The 18,608-nt window shown below is 73.5% G+C and carries 17 protein-coding genes and 1 riboswitch; of the genes, 5 read left to right on the forward strand and 12 right to left on the reverse strand.

Annotation, left to right across the window (positions count from 1 at the left end):
- Positions 1-1,173 precede the first annotated feature (1,173 nt).
- The gene (locus ACJ6WD_RS23130) at positions 1,174-1,326 is read left to right on the forward strand and encodes a hypothetical protein (protein WP_407616426.1); all 153 of its coding nucleotides are present in this window, start codon (positions 1,174-1,176) and stop codon (positions 1,324-1,326) included.
- Positions 1,327-1,330: 4 nt separating this feature from the next.
- Here the strand turns inward: ACJ6WD_RS23130 and ACJ6WD_RS23135 are convergent, their stop codons facing one another.
- A complete protein-coding gene (locus ACJ6WD_RS23135) occupies positions 1,331-2,716 on the reverse strand; it encodes a peptidase C39 family protein (RefSeq protein WP_407616427.1) in 1,386 nt (461 codons plus the stop codon).
- 148 nt (positions 2,717-2,864) lie between these two features.
- On the opposite strand from ACJ6WD_RS23135, the gene ACJ6WD_RS23140 reads away from it, so the two are divergent.
- The gene (locus ACJ6WD_RS23140) at positions 2,865-3,461 is read left to right on the forward strand and encodes a uridine kinase (RefSeq protein ID WP_233659758.1); all 597 of its coding nucleotides are present in this window, start codon (positions 2,865-2,867) and stop codon (positions 3,459-3,461) included.
- Positions 3,462-3,957: 496 nt separating this feature from the next.
- The gene (locus ACJ6WD_RS23145) at positions 3,958-5,859 is read left to right on the forward strand and encodes an AAA family ATPase (protein ID WP_233659757.1); all 1,902 of its coding nucleotides are present in this window, start codon (positions 3,958-3,960) and stop codon (positions 5,857-5,859) included.
- A 75-nt stretch (positions 5,860-5,934) separates the two neighbouring features.
- Here the strand turns inward: ACJ6WD_RS23145 and ACJ6WD_RS23150 are convergent, their stop codons facing one another.
- The 10 genes from ACJ6WD_RS23150 to ribD all read right to left on the reverse strand — a co-directional run bounded on the left by ACJ6WD_RS23150 (position 5,935) and on the right by ribD (position 14,720).
- A complete protein-coding gene (locus ACJ6WD_RS23150) occupies positions 5,935-7,065 on the reverse strand; it encodes a hemolysin family protein (protein ID WP_233659756.1) in 1,131 nt (376 codons plus the stop codon).
- Positions 7,062-8,426 carry a hemolysin family protein gene (locus tag ACJ6WD_RS23155; RefSeq protein ID WP_275465565.1) on the reverse strand — a complete coding sequence of 455 codons (1,365 nt, stop codon included), beginning with the start codon at positions 8,424-8,426 and terminating at the stop codon, positions 7,062-7,064. The genes ACJ6WD_RS23150 and ACJ6WD_RS23155 overlap by 4 nt, the downstream gene beginning before the upstream one ends.
- Positions 8,427-8,599: 173 nt before the next feature.
- Entirely contained in the window at positions 8,600-9,070 is a 471-nt protein-coding gene (locus tag ACJ6WD_RS23160; RefSeq protein WP_016571915.1) for a PH domain-containing protein, read from the reverse strand.
- 45 nt (positions 9,071-9,115) lie between these two features.
- Positions 9,116-9,964, reverse strand: a complete 849-nt coding sequence (gene hisG / locus ACJ6WD_RS23165; RefSeq protein ID WP_016571914.1) for an ATP phosphoribosyltransferase — start codon at positions 9,962-9,964, stop codon at positions 9,116-9,118.
- 56 nt (positions 9,965-10,020) lie between these two features.
- Entirely contained in the window at positions 10,021-10,293 is a 273-nt protein-coding gene (locus ACJ6WD_RS23170; RefSeq protein WP_016571913.1) for a phosphoribosyl-ATP diphosphatase, read from the reverse strand.
- 101 nt (positions 10,294-10,394) lie between these two features.
- Positions 10,395-10,880, reverse strand: a complete 486-nt coding sequence (gene ribH, locus ACJ6WD_RS23175; RefSeq protein ID WP_233659754.1) for a 6,7-dimethyl-8-ribityllumazine synthase — start codon at positions 10,878-10,880, stop codon at positions 10,395-10,397.
- Positions 10,881-10,935: 55 nt separating this feature from the next.
- Positions 10,936-12,222 (reverse strand): bifunctional 3,4-dihydroxy-2-butanone-4-phosphate synthase/GTP cyclohydrolase II, encoded by a 1,287-nt coding sequence (locus ACJ6WD_RS23180; RefSeq protein WP_233659753.1) that lies wholly within the window; start codon positions 12,220-12,222, stop codon positions 10,936-10,938.
- Positions 12,219-12,878, reverse strand: a complete 660-nt coding sequence (locus tag ACJ6WD_RS23185) for a nicotinamide mononucleotide transporter family protein (protein ID WP_016571910.1) — start codon at positions 12,876-12,878, stop codon at positions 12,219-12,221. The genes ACJ6WD_RS23180 and ACJ6WD_RS23185 overlap by 4 nt, the downstream gene beginning before the upstream one ends.
- Positions 12,875-13,510, reverse strand: a complete 636-nt coding sequence (locus ACJ6WD_RS23190) for a riboflavin synthase (protein WP_016571909.1) — start codon at positions 13,508-13,510, stop codon at positions 12,875-12,877. The genes ACJ6WD_RS23185 and ACJ6WD_RS23190 overlap by 4 nt, the downstream gene beginning before the upstream one ends.
- A gap of 1 nt (position 13,511) precedes the next feature.
- Complete coding sequence (gene ribD, locus ACJ6WD_RS23195; RefSeq protein WP_044373757.1) at positions 13,512-14,720, reverse strand: bifunctional diaminohydroxyphosphoribosylaminopyrimidine deaminase/5-amino-6-(5-phosphoribosylamino)uracil reductase RibD; 1,209 nt, start codon at positions 14,718-14,720, stop codon at positions 13,512-13,514.
- Between the two features lie 136 nt (positions 14,721-14,856).
- Positions 14,857-14,987: riboswitch (FMN riboswitch) on the reverse strand.
- A 212-nt stretch (positions 14,988-15,199) separates the two neighbouring features.
- Here ribD and ACJ6WD_RS23200 point away from each other — a divergent pair.
- On the forward strand, positions 15,200-15,976 hold the full coding sequence (locus ACJ6WD_RS23200; RefSeq protein ID WP_233659752.1) for an SDR family oxidoreductase: 777 nt from the start codon (positions 15,200-15,202) through the stop codon (positions 15,974-15,976).
- A 56-nt stretch (positions 15,977-16,032) separates the two neighbouring features.
- On the opposite strand, the gene ACJ6WD_RS23205 is transcribed toward ACJ6WD_RS23200, so the two are convergent.
- On the reverse strand, positions 16,033-17,280 hold the full coding sequence (locus ACJ6WD_RS23205; RefSeq protein ID WP_331247213.1) for an ROK family transcriptional regulator: 1,248 nt from the start codon (positions 17,278-17,280) through the stop codon (positions 16,033-16,035).
- Between the two features lie 70 nt (positions 17,281-17,350).
- On the opposite strand from ACJ6WD_RS23205, the gene ACJ6WD_RS23210 reads away from it, so the two are divergent.
- Positions 17,351-18,604: an MFS transporter gene (locus tag ACJ6WD_RS23210; protein WP_233659750.1), complete on the forward strand. Its 1,254-nt coding sequence runs from the start codon at positions 17,351-17,353 to the stop codon at positions 18,602-18,604.
- The last annotated feature ends 4 nt before the right edge of the window (positions 18,605-18,608 follow it).

Raw genomic sequence — 18,608 nt, forward strand, 5'->3', positions numbered from 1 at the left:
GGTATCGGCCGGCGCACGCCACACCGCCCGCGGATCGAGGTCGAGTTGCTCCAGGACCTCGCGGTCCGCACTGCGGATCCACCGCGAGCCCGAACGACGACGCCGCGATCGCCGGACGGTTCACCGCGAACGACCTGCTGCCCTTTCCCGCCCGCCACCTGGTCAAACTCTCGTGCGCCGCCGGGTGCACCGCCCCGGCTGACCCCTCGCGAACTGCACGTCATCCGGCTCCTTCGAGCACCGGCGGGACCCGTGAGGAGGATCGCAACGACCAGCAGCGACAGCGGGCCGATCTTGGTTCCGGTGCGGTGGCTCCGGCTGGAGCGAGTGGGAGCAGTGCCTCGGCCTGGGCGCGGCGGAGTTGGAGGCGGCCCGGCCGAGACGAGCGCCGGCGAGCCGGCTCGGCTTCGGCCGTGGCGTGGGGCTCGGTGCCGGGCATCCGCGTGGTGAGGCGGACGCAACCTCAGGGCGCGAGCCCGAGTTGAGTTGCCACGCAGCCAAATCCTCGACCCCGGCGCACATTTGGCACGGCCGGAATTTCGAGCGACCACGGCAACCCGGCGGAAGACCCGTCGGAATGCCCGGATGAATGGCTACGGACTTGGCAACGGTTCCGAAAAGGGGGGCTAATGAACTCGAAAAGCGCTGGGTTGTCCACCACCGCCAGCCGGGCGGACACAGCGCCCGGCAACGTGAGAAGCCGTTCGACCGCAAGAAGGACGCGGCGGACCTCGCCACCGAAATCGAGAACGACCAGCGCGAGAAAGCCTTCATCGCCGACCGCCGGGAAGGTCTCGCCGGGTACGCCACAAGGGCAGCGTCGACAACTCCCGTTCAGGAGTGCGGAGAAGCCCGCAGCACAACACGCTGCGCCTGCGCCGCCAGAGGGTCCGGTATCGGGGAAGGGGCGGCGTCGACGCGGCACGCTACGCCCCCTCCCGAAGCGCCGGAAGGAAGGGGAATGGCGCGATGTGCCGCCGCCCGAATTCTTCGCCGCCTATGCCGACCGCTTCCCCGTTCTCGGTCAGCAAGGCGGCATGACCCGTCCCGGGCTCGTCCGCAATTCACGGGACCGTGCCATCGAGCGGCTGGGGCTCCGCGATGACACGCCGCTCGACCTCCGCCGTAAATGGGCGACCGTGACCCTGACGCGGGGGGGCTGCCATTCATGAGGTGTCCCGTCGGCTCGGACACCGGTCCATCAGGATCACGGTCGCCCGGTACGGCCATCTCGCCCAGGACGACCGCGAGCGCTGCCGCCAGGTCGTGACGACGGCCTTCCAGGGCTACCTCCCGGAGGGGCTGGCGGTCGGCTTGGCGGCATGAGCCGTTACCGAATCCCGAGCTCGCGCAGGACGCGGCGCTGGGTCGGTGTCGAGTTGACGGGGAAGTAGAGGTAACAGACACCCCCGGAACCGCTCTTGACCTGGCCTTTTTCGTCGTGGCGCTTCGTCCTCAACCAGATGTTCTCGAATTGGCGGCGCTGGTAGACGCGGCGGACGGCGGGGTCGTCGGGGGAGGCCGGGTCGTTGGCGATGACGTCGCCGGTGGGGGTGAAGCCGATGACGGTCATCAGGTGTCCGGCGGTGCCGTAGCCGGCGCCGTCGAGTTCGGTCTTGAGGAAGGACTGGGAGGTGATGACGGGGAGGCCGGCGTGGACGAGGCGTTCGACGTCGGTGAGGGAGGAGAGGCGGGTGACGACGGCCTGGAGGTCGCGGTAGGTGGCCGCGTAGGCCGCGTTGAAGGGCCAGTTGCCGCAGCCTTCGTACTGGTAGTCGAAGGTGTAGCGGGCGGCGTGGCAGACCTGGGGGTCGGCGTAGGAGGGGTCGACCCAGGAGAGCTGCTGCGGGGTGGGGCGGCGGCCCCAGTGCTCGATGATCATCTCGGAGGAGGTGGGGCTGCACCACGCCTCTCCCCCGTTGTCGTACTGCGGGTACTGGCCCTTGTGGATCTCCTGCGAGTAGCGCGGGACCCGGAGTTCGCGGCCGACGAGGCCGGGGGCGGAGGCCGGCACCTCGAAGCGGTCGGGGAGGTCGGAGGCCATCGCACCGAGGCGCCAGACGGTGGGGGTGTCGGTGCTGCCGGGTCGGCGGTACAGGGTGACGCGGAGTTGGTAGGCGGCCAGCCGGAGACCGCTCGACGGGTCGTCGACGGCGAAGGTGTCGGTGGAGACGGCGCTCCGGCCGTCCTTCTGGCCGTCGACGGAGGTGCGCCGGATGTCGTTCTCGCCGTCGCCGGCGGTCCAGCGGCCCATGACGTACCAGGGGGTGCGGCCGCCGTCGGAGTAGGTGCCGCCCAGCTCGACGGCGATCCAGGTGCCGGCGGGGGTGTGCGCGTTCCAGGAGGCGACGGCCTCGGTGGCGGGGACCGGCAGGCGGTGCGCCGGGCTGGTCCAGGTGGCGTACTCCCAGGTGGCGGTCTTGTTGGTGTGCGGGTCGCGGTAGACGGTGGTGCCGGCGGGGCGGGCGAGGGCGATGCCGGGGCGGGCGGCGGCCACGACGCGGGTGCCGTGGGCGGTGCCCTGGCGCCAGTCGGCGGCGGTGGTCCAGGCGTGGTAGTCCACGGGGCTCTTCGTTCGGGCGGTGGGGGCGGGAACCGACGGGACGGGGCGGCGGGCGGGTGCGCCGGCGGCCGCGGCCAGGGACGGGGCGGCGGCGCCCGCGGCTGCGGCGAGCACGGCGGCCAGGACGGTGCGCCGGGGCGCGGAGCTGGTCATGTGGGGTCCCCCAGTCGGTGCGGACGGATCGCGGTGCGGGGTGGTGCGGATGGGCTCAACTATTGCCGTTGCGGACGGGCTTAGGAAGGCGGTCCGACGCGCGTCGCGCCACGAATATTGGTGTGGACCACTGGCGTACGCTGGTGGGATGACCCCGACCCCGGACCCGGTACTGACCTCGCTGGCCGCCCGGCTGCGCACCCTGCCGCCGTCGTGCGGCCCGGTGCGGCTGATCGCCGTGGACGGGCACGCGGGATCCGGCAAGAGCACCTTCGCCGGGCGGTTGGCGGCGGCGCTGGGCGGTGCCCCGGTGGTGCACACCGACGACCTCGCGACCCACGAGGAGCTGTTCGCCTGGAGCGGCCGGTTCCGGGAGCAGGTGCTGGCGCCGCTGTCGCGGGGCGAGCCGGCGCGCTACGAGGTCTACGACTGGGTGCGGCGGGAGTTCGACGCGGTGCGGGAGTTGCCGCCGGAGCCGGTGGTGCTCGTCGAGGGCGTGGGCACCGGGCGGCGCGCGCTGCGCCCGTACATCGCGTGCCTGCTGTGGATGGAACTGACGCGCGAACAGGCATGGGAACGCGGCCAACTCCGCGACGGTCCGGGGCTCTCCACGTTCTGGGATGGCTGGATTCCGGCGGAGCGCGCGCACTTTGCGGCGGATCCGTCCCGATCGCACGCCGATCTCCTGGTACGCCAGGGGCAGATGGGTTACGAGGTGCTTGTGGGACCGGCCGACGCGCCGTGAGCGGGCCCGGATTTCACCCTGCGTAGCCGACCATGGCTGACACGCCGACGGGCACTGACCGGGACCCGCCGAGTGCGCCAACTCGGCTTGACCTAGGGGGCGTACAGGACTTACGTTCTCAATGTGCGGTTCAACGGACCGCCTGCAGACGCGAAGCCCCCGGTTGTTCCCCCGTGATCGGGGGCTTCGTCCTGTGTGGAACACCGGCCGCGGCGCTCGCCGGGCGGCAATTTCCTCACCCTGGGTCACCGTTCTCTTCGCGCCGGTGCGCCCCCTCGTCCGCCCCTGCTTCCACCTCGTGCGGCCCTCTACGACCTGCACCGACAGCGCAGGTACGATGCGAGTCTGTGCCACCGCAGGACCCGGACCCGGGTGCGTGGCAGGGCAACTCCCGCCCGCCGCACGCCGGTTCGGCCAGGACCGAGCAGGCCCTGGACCCACGGCCCGGCACACGTCCGGTGGTACACCACGGGGGGACGTTTTGTGGGGGGACGGGATGGAAGTCGGCGCTCAGGGTTCGCCCGCCCCGGCCGAACTCGCTTGGTTGCGCGCGGTCGACGCCTACACCATGGGGGCCTACCCCCAGGCCGAGGAGGAGTTCCGGTCCGCGGTGCGACTCGATCCGTCGATGGCCGACGCCTGGCTCGGACTGCACGCGCTGCGCGCGGACACCACCATGGCGCTGCTGCGGATGCACCAGCACCGGGACCGCTTCGGCGAGCAGCGCGCCCGGCACCGGCGCTCCCTCAACTCGTGGTACTGGCTGGGCTGGTGGGTCCAGCCGGTGCTGGAGACCGGCCGTGACCTGCTGCTGGCGCACGCCTCGCACTGGCTCGACGGCCGCCACGTCGCCGAGCTGGACCAGGCGCTGGCCGGCTGCCCCCCGGTGGAGACCGACCCCCAGGTCCGGTTCCTGCACGCCTGCCGCGCCTATCTCGTCAAGGACTGGGACCAGCTCGTCCGGCACACCGAACCGCTGCTCGGCGATCCGGTGCTGGGCATCGAGGCGGGGCTGTTCGGCGGGATGGCACGGGTCCGGCTGGAGATGTACGGCCAGGCCGAACCGCTGCTGGCCGCGGCGCTGATGCGCTGCCGCAGCGAGCAGCCGCAGCGCAAGGAGTTGCGGTACTGGCTCGCCCGCGCCTACGAGGGCACCGGGCGCAGTGCCGCCGCGCTCCCCCTCTACCGCGCGGTGCACCGGGTCGATCCGACGTTCATGGACACCGCGGCCCGGCTGGCGGCCATCGCGGAGGCGGACGGGCTGGACGAGGGCGCCGGGATGGCGACGGTGTCCGCCCAGGGCCCGGTGCAGGAGGCCGGCGGCGACCTCGACCCGTTGGCGCCGCTGGACCCGGTGGACGGCCGGGAGTTGCTGGTGGCCGACGAGCCGACCGCGCCGCCGCCCGAGGCGACCGGGCCGCCCGTCGGGGACGGCGGCGCGGCGCGACGCAAGACCGTTCCGCCGGGCCGTCGCGACGGCCCGCTCCTGCCCACCGGACCGGCCGACCCGGTGCTGCTGGAGAAGGCGCTGGCGGAGCTGGAGCGGATGGTCGGCATGGAGCCGGTCAAGCGGCACGTGCGGGCGCTCTCCGCGCAGTTGCGGATGGCGCGGCTGCGCGCCGGCCAGGGCCTGCCGGTGGCGCCCCCGAAGCGGCACTTCGTCTTCTCCGGCCCCTCGGGGACCGGCAAGACCACCGTGGCCCGGATACTCGGCCGGGTCTTCTATGCGCTGGGACTGCTGGGCGGTGACCATCTCGTGGAGGCCCAACGGGCGGATCTGGTGGGAGAGTTCCTCGGCCAGACCGCGGTCAAGGCGAACGAACTGATCGACTCGGCGCTCGGCGGGGTGCTCTTCGTCGACGAGGCGTACAGCCTGTCCAACTCCGGCTACAGCAAGGGCGACGCGTACGGCGACGAGGCGCTGCAGGTCCTGCTCAAGCGCGCCGAGGACAACCGCGACCGGCTGGTGGTCATCCTGGCCGGCTACCCCGAGGGCATGGACCGGCTGCTGGCCGCCAACCCCGGGCTGTCCTCACGGTTCACCAGCCGCGTCGACTTCCCCAGCTACCGCCCGCTGGAACTCACCAAGATCGGCGAAGTGCTGGCGGCGGAGAACGGCGACCGCTGGGACGAGGAGGCCCGCGACGAACTGCGCAGCATCAACGGCCACGTCGTCGAGCAGGGCTGGATCGACGAGCTGGGCAACGGCCGGTTCCTGCGGACCCTGTACGAGAAGAGCTGCGCCTACCGCGATCTGCGGCTGTCGACCTGGCAGGGCACGCCGACCCGGGACGACCTCGCCACCCTCCGCCTGGCGGACCTGATGCAGGCCTACGGCGAGGTGCTCTCGGGGCGCGGGCCCGATCCGCAGGCACCGCCCAAGGGGATGGACTTCTAGGGCACCGACGGCCGGACGCGCGTGGGGGCGCGCCGGTTGTCCGGCGCGCCCCCACGTCCGCGTCTCCGTCCGGCGTCAGCCGGCCAGCGCGGGGTCCTCGGTCGCCAGTGGCGCCCGGTCCTGCGGTGCGCCGACCCGCCCGGTGCCGGCGCGGGGCGCCGGGCCGGCCGTCGACTCCGTGCGGTGCGCCGGATCGCGGACCTCACCGACCAGCATCTCCAGGACGTCCTCCAGGGCGACCAGGCCGAGTACCCGACCACTGGCGTCGGACACCGCGGCGAGGTGCGAGGCGGCCCGGCGCATCGCGGTCAGGGCGTCGTCCAGCGGCAGTTCGGCGCGCAGCGTGGTCATCGGGTGCCAGATCCGCTGCGGCACCGCCCGCTTCCGGTCCTCCAGGTCCAGGACGTCCTTGACGTGCAGGTACCCCATGTAGGCGCCGCCGGGCGCGCAGACCGGGAAGCGGGAGTAGCCGGTCCGTACGGTCAGCTCCTCCACCTGGCGGGGCGTCACCGTCGGCTCGACGGTGATCAGCCCGGCGGGGTCGAGGAGCACGTCGGTGACCGGGCGGCTGCCGAGCTCCAGGGCGTCGGAGAGCCGTTCCTGCTCGACCGGGTCGAGCAGGCCCGCCTGCCCGGAGTCCTCGACGAGGTGGGTGAGCTGCTCACTGGTGAAGACCGCCTCGACCTCGTCCTTGGGCTCGACGCGGAAGAGCCGCAGCACGCCCCGGGCCAGTGCGCCGAGCAGCGCGGTGACCGGGCGGCACAGTCGGGCGAAGGCGACCAGTCCGGGGCTGAACCACAGGGCGGTCTTCTCCGGCGCGGCCATCGCCAGGTTCTTGGGGACCATCTCGCCGATCACCAGGTGGAGGAAGACCACCAGCGCGAGGGCGAGGGCGTAGCCCAGCGGGTGGACCAGGGCCGCGGGCAGGTGGACGGCCTCGAAGACCGGTTCCAGCAGGCTGGCGACGGTCGGTTCGGCGACCGCGCCGAGGGTCAGGGAGCAGACGGTGATGCCGAACTGGGCGGCGGCCATCATCTGCGGCAGGTTCTCCAGGCCGTGCAGCACCCGGCGGGCCCGTTTGGAGCCCATGGCGGCGAGCGGTTCGACCTGGCTGCGGCGGACCGATACCAGGGCGAACTCGGCGCCGACGAAGAAGCCGTTGACCAGCACGAGCAGCAGCGCGAAGAGGAGCTGGGCCACGGTCATCGGGCCACCTCCGCACCGGCCGCGACCCGCTCGCGGGCGGCCTCGGGAACGACCGGGGTCGCCAGCCGGACCAGCCGTATCCGCTCGGCGCGGTGGTGCGCGACCAGCCGCACCCGCAGGCGCCACCCGTCGAGCTCCGCGGTGTCGCCGGGGGCCGGGATCCGGCCGAGTATGTGGGCGACCAGTCCGGCGACCGTCTCGTACGGGCCGTCGGGGGCGTCCAGGCCGATGCGGCGCAGGGTGTCGACCCGGCAGCCGCCGTCGGCGTCCCAGGCGGGGCGGCCGTCCTCGGGCGGTGCCTGACCCAGTTCGGGCAGGTCCACCCGGTCGTGCTCGTCGCGGACCTCGCCGACGAGTTCCTCGATGATGTCCTCCAGGGTGACCACGCCGGCGGTGCCGCCGTACTCGTCGACGACGACGGCGATCGGCTGCTCGCTGCGCAGTCGCTCCAGCAGCGGCTGCACCGGCAGCGTCTCGGGCACCAGCAGCGGCGGCACCGCGATCCGGGCCGCCGGGATGCGCAGCCGCTCCTCGGCGGGGACCGCCAGGGCGTCCTTGAGGTGCACCATGCCGACGATCTCGTCGAGCCGGGTGCGGTAGACGGGGAAGCGGGAGAGGCCGGTGGCCCGGGTGAGGTTGACGACGTCCTCGGCGGTGGCGTTGGCCTGGAGGGCGCTGACCCGGACGCGGGGCGTCATCACGTTCTCCGCGGTGAGGTCGCCGAGCGAGAGGGTGCGGACGAAGAGGTCCGCGGTGTCCTGCTCGATCGCACCGGCCCGGGCGGAGTGCCGGGCCAGCGAGACCAGCTCGCCGGGGGTGCGGGCGGAGGCCAGTTCGTCGGTCGGCTCCACGCCCAGGGCGCGGACCAGCCGGTTGGCGACGGTGTTCAGCATGGTGATCACCGGCCGGAAGAAGCGGGAGAACGCGTCCTGGGGGCCGGCGACGAAACGGGCGACCTGGAGCGGCTTGGAGACCGCCCAGTTCTTGGGCACCAGCTCGCCGATGACCATCTGGACGGCGGAGGCCACCAACATGCCGATGACCACCGCGATGCCCGGGACGGCGCCCTTGGGCAGGCCGAGTGCGAGCAGCGGGCCGGACAGCAGTTCGGCCAGCGCCGGCTCGGCGAGCATGCCGACCACCAAGGAGGTGATGGTGATGCCGAGTTGGGTGCCGGAGAGCTGGAAGGAGAGTTCGCGCAGTGCGGAGACCACGGTGCCGGCCCGGCGGTCGCCGTCGGCGGCGGCCCGTTCGGCGTCCGCCTTCTCGACGGTGACGAGGCCGAACTCGGCGGCCACGAAGAAGCCGTTGGCCAAGATCAGTGCGAGTGCCGCAAGGAGGAGCAGCAGGGGGCCGGTCATGCCGCCGCCTCCGTCGTATGCGGAGGTTCGGGAGGGGCGGCGCAGGTACTACAGGACGATCCGTCCATTGCCGGAGGGAGTCACTCCTCGGGTCGTTGGGGCCCACTCAGGGGCAGGGGTGCGGGTGCACCCCGGAGAACAGAGTAAACAGCGGGGCCCGCCTTGCGGCAGGGTCAGCGGGCCGTGTGGTCGACGGCACCGTGCCGCTCGACGAGGTCGCGCAGCGCACGGGCGTCGCGGAGGGCCTGCTCCCGGGCGATGCCGGGCTGGATGCCCATCGCGGGCAGACTGGTGCCGTCGGCGAGGTCCAGATGGACCCAGGGGTCGCCGGCACGGAGGTTGACGCGCAGGACCTGGGCCCACGCCAGGTCGCGTCGGGTGGTGAGGTTGACGACCGTGACGCCCTCCTGCCGCGCGACCACCCGGGGGCGGCTGAGCAGCAGGAGGACGGCGCCCACGAGCACCCCGGTGCCGACGAAGCTGATCCGCTCGCCGCCGCTCAGCTCCGGCAGCAGCACCGCGATCGCGGTGAGGGCGGCGAGCTGGGCGATCCCGACGGTGTACAGGACGGCCCGGGTGCGGGACGGCCGGAAGGTCACCGGGAGGGCGGGCAGGGCGGCAGCGGGGGACGCGGGCGCGGACACGTGTCGTCTTCCGTCAGGAGGGTTGGAGGCGCTGGCGGCGGTGCGTCAGAGCCGGCAGGCGTGGATGCCGGTGGTCAGGATCGCCCGGGCGCCGAGGTCGTACAGCTCGTCCATGATGCGCTGGGCGTCCTTGGCCGGAACCATGGAGCGGACCGCGACCCAGCCTTCGTGGTGCAGCGGGGAGACGGTCGGGGACTCCAGGCCCGGGGTGAGCGCCACGGCCTTCTCGACCTGGTCGACGCGGATGTCGTAGTCCATCATCACGTACCGGCGGGCCACCAGGACGCCCTGCATGCGGCGGAGGAACTGGCGGACCTTCGGGTCGTCGTCCGGGGCGCCGGTGCCGCGGATGACCACGGCCTCGGACTTCAGGATCGGCTCGCCGATGATCTCCAGGCCGGCGTTGCGCAGGGTGGTGCCGGTCTCCACGACGTCGGCGATGATCTGGGCGACGCCGAGCTGGATGGCGGTCTCGACCGCGCCGTCGAGGTGGACGACGGAGGCGTCCACCCCGTTGTCGGCGAGGTGCTTGGTGACCAGGCCGGAGAAGGAGGTGGCGATGGTCATCCCGCCGAACTCGCTGACGTCCTTGGCGGTCCCGGGACGGGTGGCGTAGCGGAACGTGGAGCCGGCGAAGCCGAGCTGGAGGATCTCCTCGGCCGGCGAGCCGGAGTCCAGCAGCAGGTCGCGGCCGGTGATGCCGATGTCGAGCTTGCCGGAGCCCACGTAGACCGCGATGTCGCGGGGGCGCAGGAAGAAGAACTCGACGTCGTTCTCCGCGTCGACCAGGACCAGTTCGCGGCGGTCCTTGCGCTGGCGGTAGCCGGCCTCATGGAGCATCGCCGACGCAGGCTCGGACAGTGAACCCTTGTTGGGGACAGCGATGCGCAGCATGACAGCGATTTCCTTTGCAGCTGAGGGAGTTGGGGACGTGCGTGGGGGTGGCTGGATCAGAGGTGGGCGTAGACGTCGTCGAGGGAGATTCCCTTGGCGACCATCATCACCTGGAGGTGGTAGAGGAGCTGCGAGATCTCCTCGGCGGCGGCGTCGTGGGACTCGTGCTCCGCGGCCATCCACACCTCCGCGGCCTCTTCGACGATCTTCTTGCCGATCGTATGGACACCGGCCTGCACGAGTTCGGCGGTGCGGGAGGTGGCGGGGTCGCCCGTGGCGGCCTTCTGCTGGAGCTCGGCGAAGAGCTCCTCGAACGTCTTCTTGGACATGATGGCGCCTACCCTACGCGGTGACGTCGCTGCGACGCGCAGCGCCTCGTGCGAAGGCCGGTGGGCCGGGGCGCCTGCGCCCGGTGGCTGAGCAGGGCGGCTCAGCGCCAGGGCTCCGCGACGGTGCGGAGCGTCGCGGCGGTGGCGACGGCGGCGGTGACCGCCTCGTGCCCCTTGTCCTCGACGGATCCGGGCAGTCCGGCACGGTCCAGCGCCTGCTCCTCGGTGTCGCAGGTCAACACGCCGAAGCCGACCGGAACGCCGGTGTCCACCGCGACCTGGGTCAGGCCCTGGGTGACGCCCTGGCAGACGTAGTCGAAGTGCGGGGTGCCGCCGCGGATCACCACGCCGAGCGCGACCACCGCGTCGTAGCCGCGGCCGGCGAGGGCCTTGGCGACGACCGGCAGCTCGAAGGTGCCGGGCACCCGCAGCAGCGTCGGCTCGTCGATGCCCAGGTCGCCCAGGGCCCGCAGCGCGCCGTCCACCAGGCCGTCCATGACCTGCTGGTGCCACTGTGCGGCGATCACGGCCACCCGCAGGTCGCCACAGTTCTTCACGGTCAGTTCGGGTGCGCCCTTGCCGCTCATGCTTCTCCTCGTACGGGTGATGCGTCGGTGTTCGGTTGACGTGGTGGTGGGGTGGTCACTGGTTGGCGCAGGTGCTCGGTGCGCCGTCCAGCCAGGGCAGGTCGTGGCCCATCCGGTCGCGCTTGGTGCGCAGGTACCGCAGGTTGTGCTCGCCGGCCTGGACGGGCATCGGCTCGCGGCCGGTGACGGTGAGGCCGTGGCGCACCAGGGCGGCGGTCTTCTCGGGGTTGTTGGTCATCAGGCGCAGCGAGCGCACGCCGAGGTCGCGGAGCATCTGGGCGCCGGCGCCGTAGTCCCGGGAGTCGGCCGGCAGCCCCAGTTCGAGGTTGGCGTCGAGGGTGTCCCGGCCGCGCTCCTGGAGCTCGTAGGCGCGCAGCTTGGACAGCAGTCCGATGCCGCGTCCCTCGTGGCCGCGGAGGTAGACCACCACGCCGCGGCCGGCCTCGTCGATCCGGCGCAGCGACTCCGCCAATTGGGGGCCGCAGTCGCAGCGCTGCGACTGGAAGACGTCGCCGGTCAAGCATTCGGAGTGGATGCGGACCAGGACGTCCTCGCCGTCGCCGAGGTCGCCGGCGACCAGGGCGACGTGCTCGACGCCGTCGGCCGTGGAGCGGTAGCCGTGGGCGGTGAACTCGCCGTGCGCGGTGGGCAGCCGGGTGGTGGCCTCGCGACGGACGGTGGGTTCGGCGGACCGGCGGTAGGCGATCAGGTCCTCGATGGAGATGATCGCCAACCCGTGCTTGCGGGCGAACGGGACCAGCTCGGGCAGCCGCAGCATGGTGCCGTCCTCGCCGGCGATCTCGACGATGGCGGCGGCCGGGCGCAGTCCGGCCAGGCGGGCGAGGTCCACCCCGGCCTCGGTGTGGCCGTTGCGGACCAGCACGCCGCCGGGCTTGGCGCGCAGCGGGAAGACGTGGCCGGGCCGGACGAAGTCGCCGGCGGTCGAGCCGCCGGCGGCCAGCAGCCTGAGGGTGGTGGCGCGGTCGGCGGCGGAGATGCCGGTGCTGACGCCGTGCGCGGCGGTGGCGTCGACCGAGACGGTGAAGGCGGTGCCCATCGACTCGGTGTTCCGGTCGACCATCTGCGGGAGGTCGAGGCGGTCCAGGTCGGGGCCCTCCATGGGGGCGCAGATCAGACCGCGGCACTCACTCATCATGAACGCGACGATCTCCGGGGTGGCCTTCTCGGCCGCGATGATCAGGTCGCCCTCGTTCTCCCGGCTCTCGTCGTCGACCACGACGACCGGCCGGCCGGCGGCGATGTCGGCGATCGCCCGCTCGATCGGGTCGAGCGTGAGCGCGCCGGCCCCGGTCTCGCCGTACCAGCTCTGCAGTGCGGTCATGCTGCGGCTCCTTCCAGTGCGGGGCGTTCGGCGGCGGCGGTCCGCGAGCGGAGCCACCAGTCGCGCATGCCCCAGGCGACGAGCGCGAGGTAGACGACGTAGACGAGCCCGGAGAAGGCCAGGCCGCTGCTGAAGGCCAGCGGGACGCCGACCACGTCGACCAGCAGCCAGGCGAACCAGAACTCGACCAGCCCGCGGGCCTGGGCGACCATCGCGGCGAGCGTGCCGACGAAGATGTAGGCGTCCGGCCAGGGGTTCCAGGACAGCTGCGGGACCAGGGCGAACAGGCCGCCGACGGCGAGCGTGCCGAGGGCGGTGCCGCCGATCAGCAGCCCGCGCTCGCGCCAGGTGGCGAACCGGACGGCGATCGAGCCGTCCTGGGCCTGTCGCCGGCCGCGCTGCCACTGCCGCCAGCCCCACAGCGCCACGCCGATGACCAGCAGTTGCTTGCCGACGCCGCCGCTGAGGTGGGCGGAGGCGTAGGCCGCGACGAGGATGACGCCGGAGAGGAACTGGGTGGGCCACGTCCAGATCGAGCGTCGCCAGCCGAGCGCGAGGGCGGCCAGGCCGACGGTGTTGCCGATCATGTCGGACCAGATGACCCGCTGGCCGAAGGCCGTGAAGGCCGGGCCGTTGAGCCAGTCGAGGACGCTCACCGGTCCATCTCCTTGATCTCCGCGAGGTCGTCGGCGTCCCCGTCGCCCCGGCCGAGCAGCCGCTCGACGTACTTGGCGAGCACGTCCACCTCCAGGTTGACCGGATCGCCGGGCGCCTTGATGCCGAGCGTGGTCAGGGCGAGGGTGGTGGGGATGAGGCTGATGGTGAAGTGGTCGTCGGCGGCGTCGACGACGGTGAGGCTGACGCCGTCGACCGTGATGGAGCCCTTCTCGACGACGTAGCGGGCGAGTTGGGCGGGCAGCGCGACCTTCACCAGCTCCCAGCGTTCGCCGGGGGTGCGCTCGACGATGGTGCCGGTGCCGTCGACGTGGCCCTGGACGAGGTGGCCGCCGAGCCGTCCGCCGAGGGCCATCGGACGTTCCAGGTTGACCCGGGAGCCGATGGTCAGCGCGCCGAGGCTGGAGCGCTGCAGGGTCTCGGCCATCACGTCGGCGGTGAACTCGCCGTCCGCGGTGTCCACGACGGTCAGGCAGACGCCGTTGACGGCGATCGAGTCGCCGTGCTTGGCGCCCTCGGTGACGACGGGGCCGCGCAGGCGGAAGAGGGAGCTGTCGCCGAGGTTCTCGACGGCGACGACCTCACCCAGTTCTTCGACGATTCCGGTGAACACGTCAGTTCTCCTCGGGACGGAGTGCGGAGGCGGAGCCCTTGGCTGCACGGGCGGTGACGGGCCGGGGCCGCGTCCCGGCAGTGGCGGGGTGGGACACGGTGGCGGTGATGCGCAGGTCGGGGCCGAGCCGGTCGGTGTCGGTCACGTCGAGCCGCAACGCCTGGGTGAGGGTGGTGATTCCGACGTCGCCGACGACGGACGGGCCGGCGCCGAGCAGCACCGGCGCGAGGTAGCCGACGACCTTGTCGACGGCCCCGGCGGCGAGGAAGGCGCCGGCCAGCGTCGGCCCGCCTTCGAGCAGTACGGACCGCACGTCGCGGGCCTGGAGGGCCTGGAGCAGGGCGGGGATGGACAGGCCGCGCCCCTGCGGTGCGCGCGGCAGTCGGACGAGCGGGGCGAGCCCTTCGAGGTGGGCGGCGTCCGCGTCCTCGGCGACCGCGATCAGGGTCGGCGCGGTGCCGTCCAGGACCCGGGCACCGGCCTTGACGGCGCTGGCACTTGAGTCGACGACCACCCGCAGCGGCTGGCTGACCGCGTCGTCCGCGAGCCCGGAGACCCGCGCGCCGAGCTGCGGATCGTCGGCGCGGGCGGTGCCGGAGCCGACGATCACGGCGTCCGCGGCGGCGCGCAGCCGGTGCACGTCGGCGCGGGACTCGGGCGAGGAGATCCAGCGGCTGGTGCCGTCGGCGGCGGCGATCCTGCCGTCCAGCGTGGCGGCGTATTTCCAGAGGACGAACGGGCGGCCGCGCAGCACCGAGGTCAACCAGGCTTCGTTGCCGGCGGCGGCCTCGTCGGCGAGCAGTCCGCCCTCGACGTCGATCCCGGCCTCAGCCAGGGTCAGTGCGCCGCCGGTGGCGGAGGGGTTGGGGTCGGAGACGGCGTAGACGACGCGAGCGACGCCGGCGTCGATCAGCGCCTGGGCACAGGGGCCGGTGCGACCGGTGTGGTTGCAGGGCTCCAGGGTGACCACCGCGGTGCCACCCCGGGCGCGCTCGCCGGCGGCCTGTAGGGCGTGAACCTCGGCGTGCGGTCCGCCGGCCCGTTGGTGCCAGCCCTCGCCCGCGGTGCGGCCCGCGGAATCCAGGACGACACATCCGACGACCGGGTTCGGGCTGGTGTGACCGAGGCCGCGGGCGGCGAGCTCGATGGCCCGGCGCATCGCCGCGGTCTCCACGGGGGCTGAGGTGGCCACCGGGTCCTCCTGCCTCATCGGGCACGGACTCCGGGGCTGTCTGGACGACAGGAGCGGACGCTGAAGCCGAAGGACACCGGGTCGGCACGGAACGACCCGACCGGACGAGACGTCCGGACGCGCCACCGACGGCGGTGTACCTCAAGCTGGCCCGCCGCGCACTGCCTCCCATCCGGACTTTCACCGTCGGTGCAGGAATTTCACCTGCTCAACCGGCCGCTGGCTGCGGACGGGTCGCGGACTATAACCGCCGGTTCGGAATTACACCGACCCCGGAGTGCGCTGCTGCTTATGTCAGTACAGCTCCAGTCTGCCACGGCCGATCGTCGCCCATGCGAGCGAAGCGCTGTGGGCTGTCTCACAAGGCGTGGGCGCGCCGCCCGTCACCGTCACGTCCGGTGCCCCGTCATGGGTCGGTACCCCCACCTCCCCTTCCCTCCCTTCTCTCCCCTTTCTGCTTTTCTGCCTTTTCTCCCCGCATGCAAGGAGGGTCCGCAATGACGGACACGACGGAGATCCTGGTCACCGGCGGCACGGGCACCCTCGGGCGCGCCGTGGTCGACCGACTGCTGGCCGCCGGCCACGGCGTGCGGTCGCTGAGCCGCCACCCGCACACCGGGGTCGCGCGCCCCCGCCCGCGGTCGTACGCGGTCGACCTGCGGGACGGCACCGGGCTGGCGGAGGCGGTGGCGGGCGTGGGCACGGTCGTGCACTGCGCCTCCACCCTCGCCGGCGGCGACGCGGAGGCGGCCGGACGGCTCGTCGAAGCGGCGCGCGGAGCCGGCGTCCGGCACCTGGTCTACATCTCGATCGTCGGCGTGGACCGGATCCCGCTGCGCTACTACCGCGCCAAGCTCGCGGTGGAGCGGCTGGTGGCGGAGTCCGGGATCGGCTTCACGGTGCTGCGGACGACGCAGTTCCACGACCTGCTGCTGCACCTGGTCAGGACGGGGGCCCGTTCGCCGGTCCTCCCGGTGCCCGCGGGGATCCGCTTCCAGCCGGTGGACTCCGGCGAAGTGGCCGACCGGCTCGCCGAGTTGGCGCTGCTCGGGCCGGCCGGGCGGGTCGCCGACGTGGGCGGGCCCGAGGTGCTGACGGCCGACGAGGTGGTCCGGATGACGCTGCGGGCCGGCGGGCGGCGTCGGCTGCCGCTGCCGGTGTGGCTGCCCGGCCCGACGGTCGCTGCGCTGCGGCGCGGCGAGAACCTCACGCCCGAGCACGCGGTGGGCCGTCGCACCTACGGGGAGTTCCTGGCGGCCCGGACCCGCGGGTGAGCCGGTGGCCGGCGCGGGCCCGGGGCGCGACGGGGCCCGGGCCGGTCCCGGCGGGTTCAGCCGGCGGGGCCGAACAGGTCGTCCTGCGCGGCGTCCCGGGCGGCGAGCACCGCGCCGCGCAGCACCGCCCGGCCGCCGACCGTGCCGGCCCGGACGTCGGTGCGCAGCGGGGAGAGCCGGGCGAGGTGGTCGGCGACGCGCTCGGCGAGCGGCGCGCCGCCGGCCCGGCCGATCTCGCCGCCGAGCACGACGCACCCGGGATCGAGCACCGCGCACACGCCCGACACGCCGAGGGCGATCCGGGCGGCCAGGTCGTCGAGGAAGCCGGCAGCGGCGTCGCCCGCGGCCACCGCGTTGCGGACCAGGGCTTCGGCGGGCGGGGCGTCGGTGCGTTCCGGGCCGTCGGCGGGGGGCGCCGGGCGGCCGTGTTCCGCGGCGAGCCGACTGATCGCGGCGGAGCCGGCCAGGGAGTGGAAGCCGCCGTCGCAGCCGGTGGCGGAGGGCAGTCCGCCGGTGCCCGGGACGGGCAGGAAGCCGATCTCGCCGGCGCCGCCGGAGGCGCCGCGCCGCACCGCGCCGTCCAGGACCACGGCGGCGCCGGTGCCGTGGCCGAGCCAGAGCAGGACGAAGGTGTCGCGGTCGCGGGCGGCGCCGTCGCGCTGTTCGGCGAGGGCGGCGAGGTTGACCTCGTTCTCCAGCAGCAGGGTGCCGGTCCCGCGCTCGCGCAGGGCGCCGATCAGCGCGGCGTGCCAGGTGGGGGCGGAGCCGCCGAGCCGCCCGGTGACCGGGTCGACCAGGCCGGGCGCGCCGATGGCGAGGGCGTGCGCAGCGCCGGCCCCGGCCTCCGCGAGCGTCGCGTCGACGGCGGCGAGCGCGGTGGCGAGGGCCGCTGCGGTGGTGTCTGCCGGGGTGGCGGCCGGCCGGTCGGCGGCGGGCGCGCCGACCGGCACGGTGCGTTCGGCCCGCACCCGGCCGAGGAGGTCGGCGACCGCCACCGTGAGGGTGCCGGTGCGCAGGTCGAGGCCGAGCAGGTGGGCGCGGTCGGCGACGATCCCGTAGAGCCGGGCGTTGGGGCCGCGGCGCTGGGCACCGCTCTCACCGACCACGGCGACCAGTCCGGCGGCCTGGAGGCGGTCGACGAGGTCCGCGACGGTGGGGCGGGACAGTCCGGTCAGGTTCTTGAGTTGACCTGCCGTCAAAGGGCCCTCGGACTGGAGGAGTTGGAGGGCCAGTCGGTCGTTGATGAGCCGGGCGGTGGCCGGGGAGGCGGTACGGCCGGCGGCTGCCGCGAGCGGTGCATGCATGGCTGGATTCTTCCATCCTGACGAGCCGTCACTCTTATTATCAGGCAGGGTTCCTGATAGTTTACCGGCCATGGCTGGCCACGGCGTTCCCGACGCCACCCCCCGCGCCCCGCTGCCCCCGCTTCCCGACCACCGGCTGCGCCGTGCCCGTTGGGCGATCGCCGCGGTGTTCCTCGTCCACGGATCGGTCACCGGAAACTTCGCCACCCGCATCCCCTGGATCCAGGACCACACCCAGATCCCACCGGGTCAACTCGGGCTGGCCCTCGCCTTCCCGGCGATCGGCGCGTCGCTGGCGATGCCGCTGGCCGGCCGGATCAGCCACCGTTTCGGCGCCCGCACGGCGCTGCGCGCCCTGCTCGCCCTGTGGACCCTGTCGCTGGCGCTGCCCGCCCTCTCCCCCAACCTCCTCGTGCTGTGCGGCGCGCTCTTGGTCTACGGCGGCACCTCGGGCACGGCGGACGTGGCGATGAACGCACTGGGCGTGGAGACCGAGGACCGGTGGGGGAAGCCGATCATGTCCGGGCTGCACGGCATGTGGAGCCTGGGCGCGCTGCTCGGCTCGGCGGTCGGCACCGTCGCCGCGCACAGCGGCACCGACGCCCGGCTCCATCTGGCCGGCGCCGCACTGGTGTTGACCGTGCTCGGGGCGCTCGCCTGCCAGGGCGTACTGGACCTGCGCAGCGGCCCCGAGGAGCATCCGCCGCCGCGCTTCGCGCTGCCGCCCCGCTCGGCGCTGGTCATCGGCGTCATAGGGTTCTGCGCGGTGTTCGCCGAGGGCGCCTCGTTGGACTGGTCGGCGGTCTACCTCCGCGACCGGTTGGGCACGGACGCGGGGCTGGCGGCCGCCTCCACCACCGCGTTCTCCTGCACCATGGCGGTCGCGCGACTGGCCGGGGACAGGGTGGTGGCCCGCTTCGGCCCGGTGCGCACGGTCCGGGCGGGCGGGGTGCTGGCCACCGTCGGCGGGCTGCTGATCGTCACCGCCGGCCATCCGGCGCCGGCACTGGCCGGCTTCGGCCTGGTCGGCCTGGGCATCGCGGTGGTGGTTCCGCTGGCGTTCGCGGCGGCCGGGCACAGCGGCCCGGCCCCCAGCCAGGCCATCGCCGGGGTGGCCACGATCACCTACACCTCCGGGCTGATCGCCCCCTCCGCGATCGGCGGAATCGCCCAGGCGACGTCCCTGACCGGCTCGTTCGCCCTGGTGGCGGTGTTGACCTGCGGCCTGGTGGCAGGGGCCCGGGTGCTGCGGGTGCCGGCCCGGACGGCGTCGACGGGCGCGCCGGCACCCGCCGACCGCGGCAGCGGCCTGGAACGCTCCTGAGCGC

The organism is Streptomyces sp. VTCC 41912 (assembly GCF_045799175.1).
GTDB classification, from domain to species: domain Bacteria; phylum Actinomycetota; class Actinomycetes; order Streptomycetales; family Streptomycetaceae; genus Streptomyces; species Streptomyces albulus_C.

Coding starts and splice junctions, on each gene's coding strand:
- ACJ6WD_RS23155 (WP_275465565.1), bottom strand. CDS start 8,426: ATGACCGGCCCCCTGCTGCTCCTCCTTGCGGCACTCGCACTGATCTTG.
- ACJ6WD_RS23200 (WP_233659752.1), top strand. CDS start 15,200: ATGACGGACACGACGGAGATCCTGGTCACCGGCGGCACGGGCACCCTC.
- ribD (WP_044373757.1), bottom strand. CDS start 14,720: ATGAGGCAGGAGGACCCGGTGGCCACCTCAGCCCCCGTGGAGACCGCG.
- ACJ6WD_RS23180 (WP_233659753.1), bottom strand. CDS start 12,222: ATGACCGCACTGCAGAGCTGGTACGGCGAGACCGGGGCCGGCGCGCTC.
- ACJ6WD_RS23145 (WP_233659757.1), top strand. CDS start 3,958: ATGGAAGTCGGCGCTCAGGGTTCGCCCGCCCCGGCCGAACTCGCTTGG.
- ACJ6WD_RS23210 (WP_233659750.1), top strand. CDS start 17,351: ATGGCTGGCCACGGCGTTCCCGACGCCACCCCCCGCGCCCCGCTGCCC.
- hisG (WP_016571914.1), bottom strand. CDS start 9,964: ATGCTGCGCATCGCTGTCCCCAACAAGGGTTCACTGTCCGAGCCTGCG.
- ACJ6WD_RS23170 (WP_016571913.1), bottom strand. CDS start 10,293: ATGTCCAAGAAGACGTTCGAGGAGCTCTTCGCCGAGCTCCAGCAGAAG.
- ACJ6WD_RS23205 (WP_331247213.1), bottom strand. CDS start 17,280: ATGCATGCACCGCTCGCGGCAGCCGCCGGCCGTACCGCCTCCCCGGCC.
- ribH (WP_233659754.1), bottom strand. CDS start 10,880: ATGAGCGGCAAGGGCGCACCCGAACTGACCGTGAAGAACTGTGGCGAC.
- ACJ6WD_RS23150 (WP_233659756.1), bottom strand. CDS start 7,065: ATGACCGTGGCCCAGCTCCTCTTCGCGCTGCTGCTCGTGCTGGTCAAC.
- ACJ6WD_RS23135 (WP_407616427.1), bottom strand. CDS start 2,716: ATGACCAGCTCCGCGCCCCGGCGCACCGTCCTGGCCGCCGTGCTCGCC.
- ACJ6WD_RS23140 (WP_233659758.1), top strand. CDS start 2,865: ATGACCCCGACCCCGGACCCGGTACTGACCTCGCTGGCCGCCCGGCTG.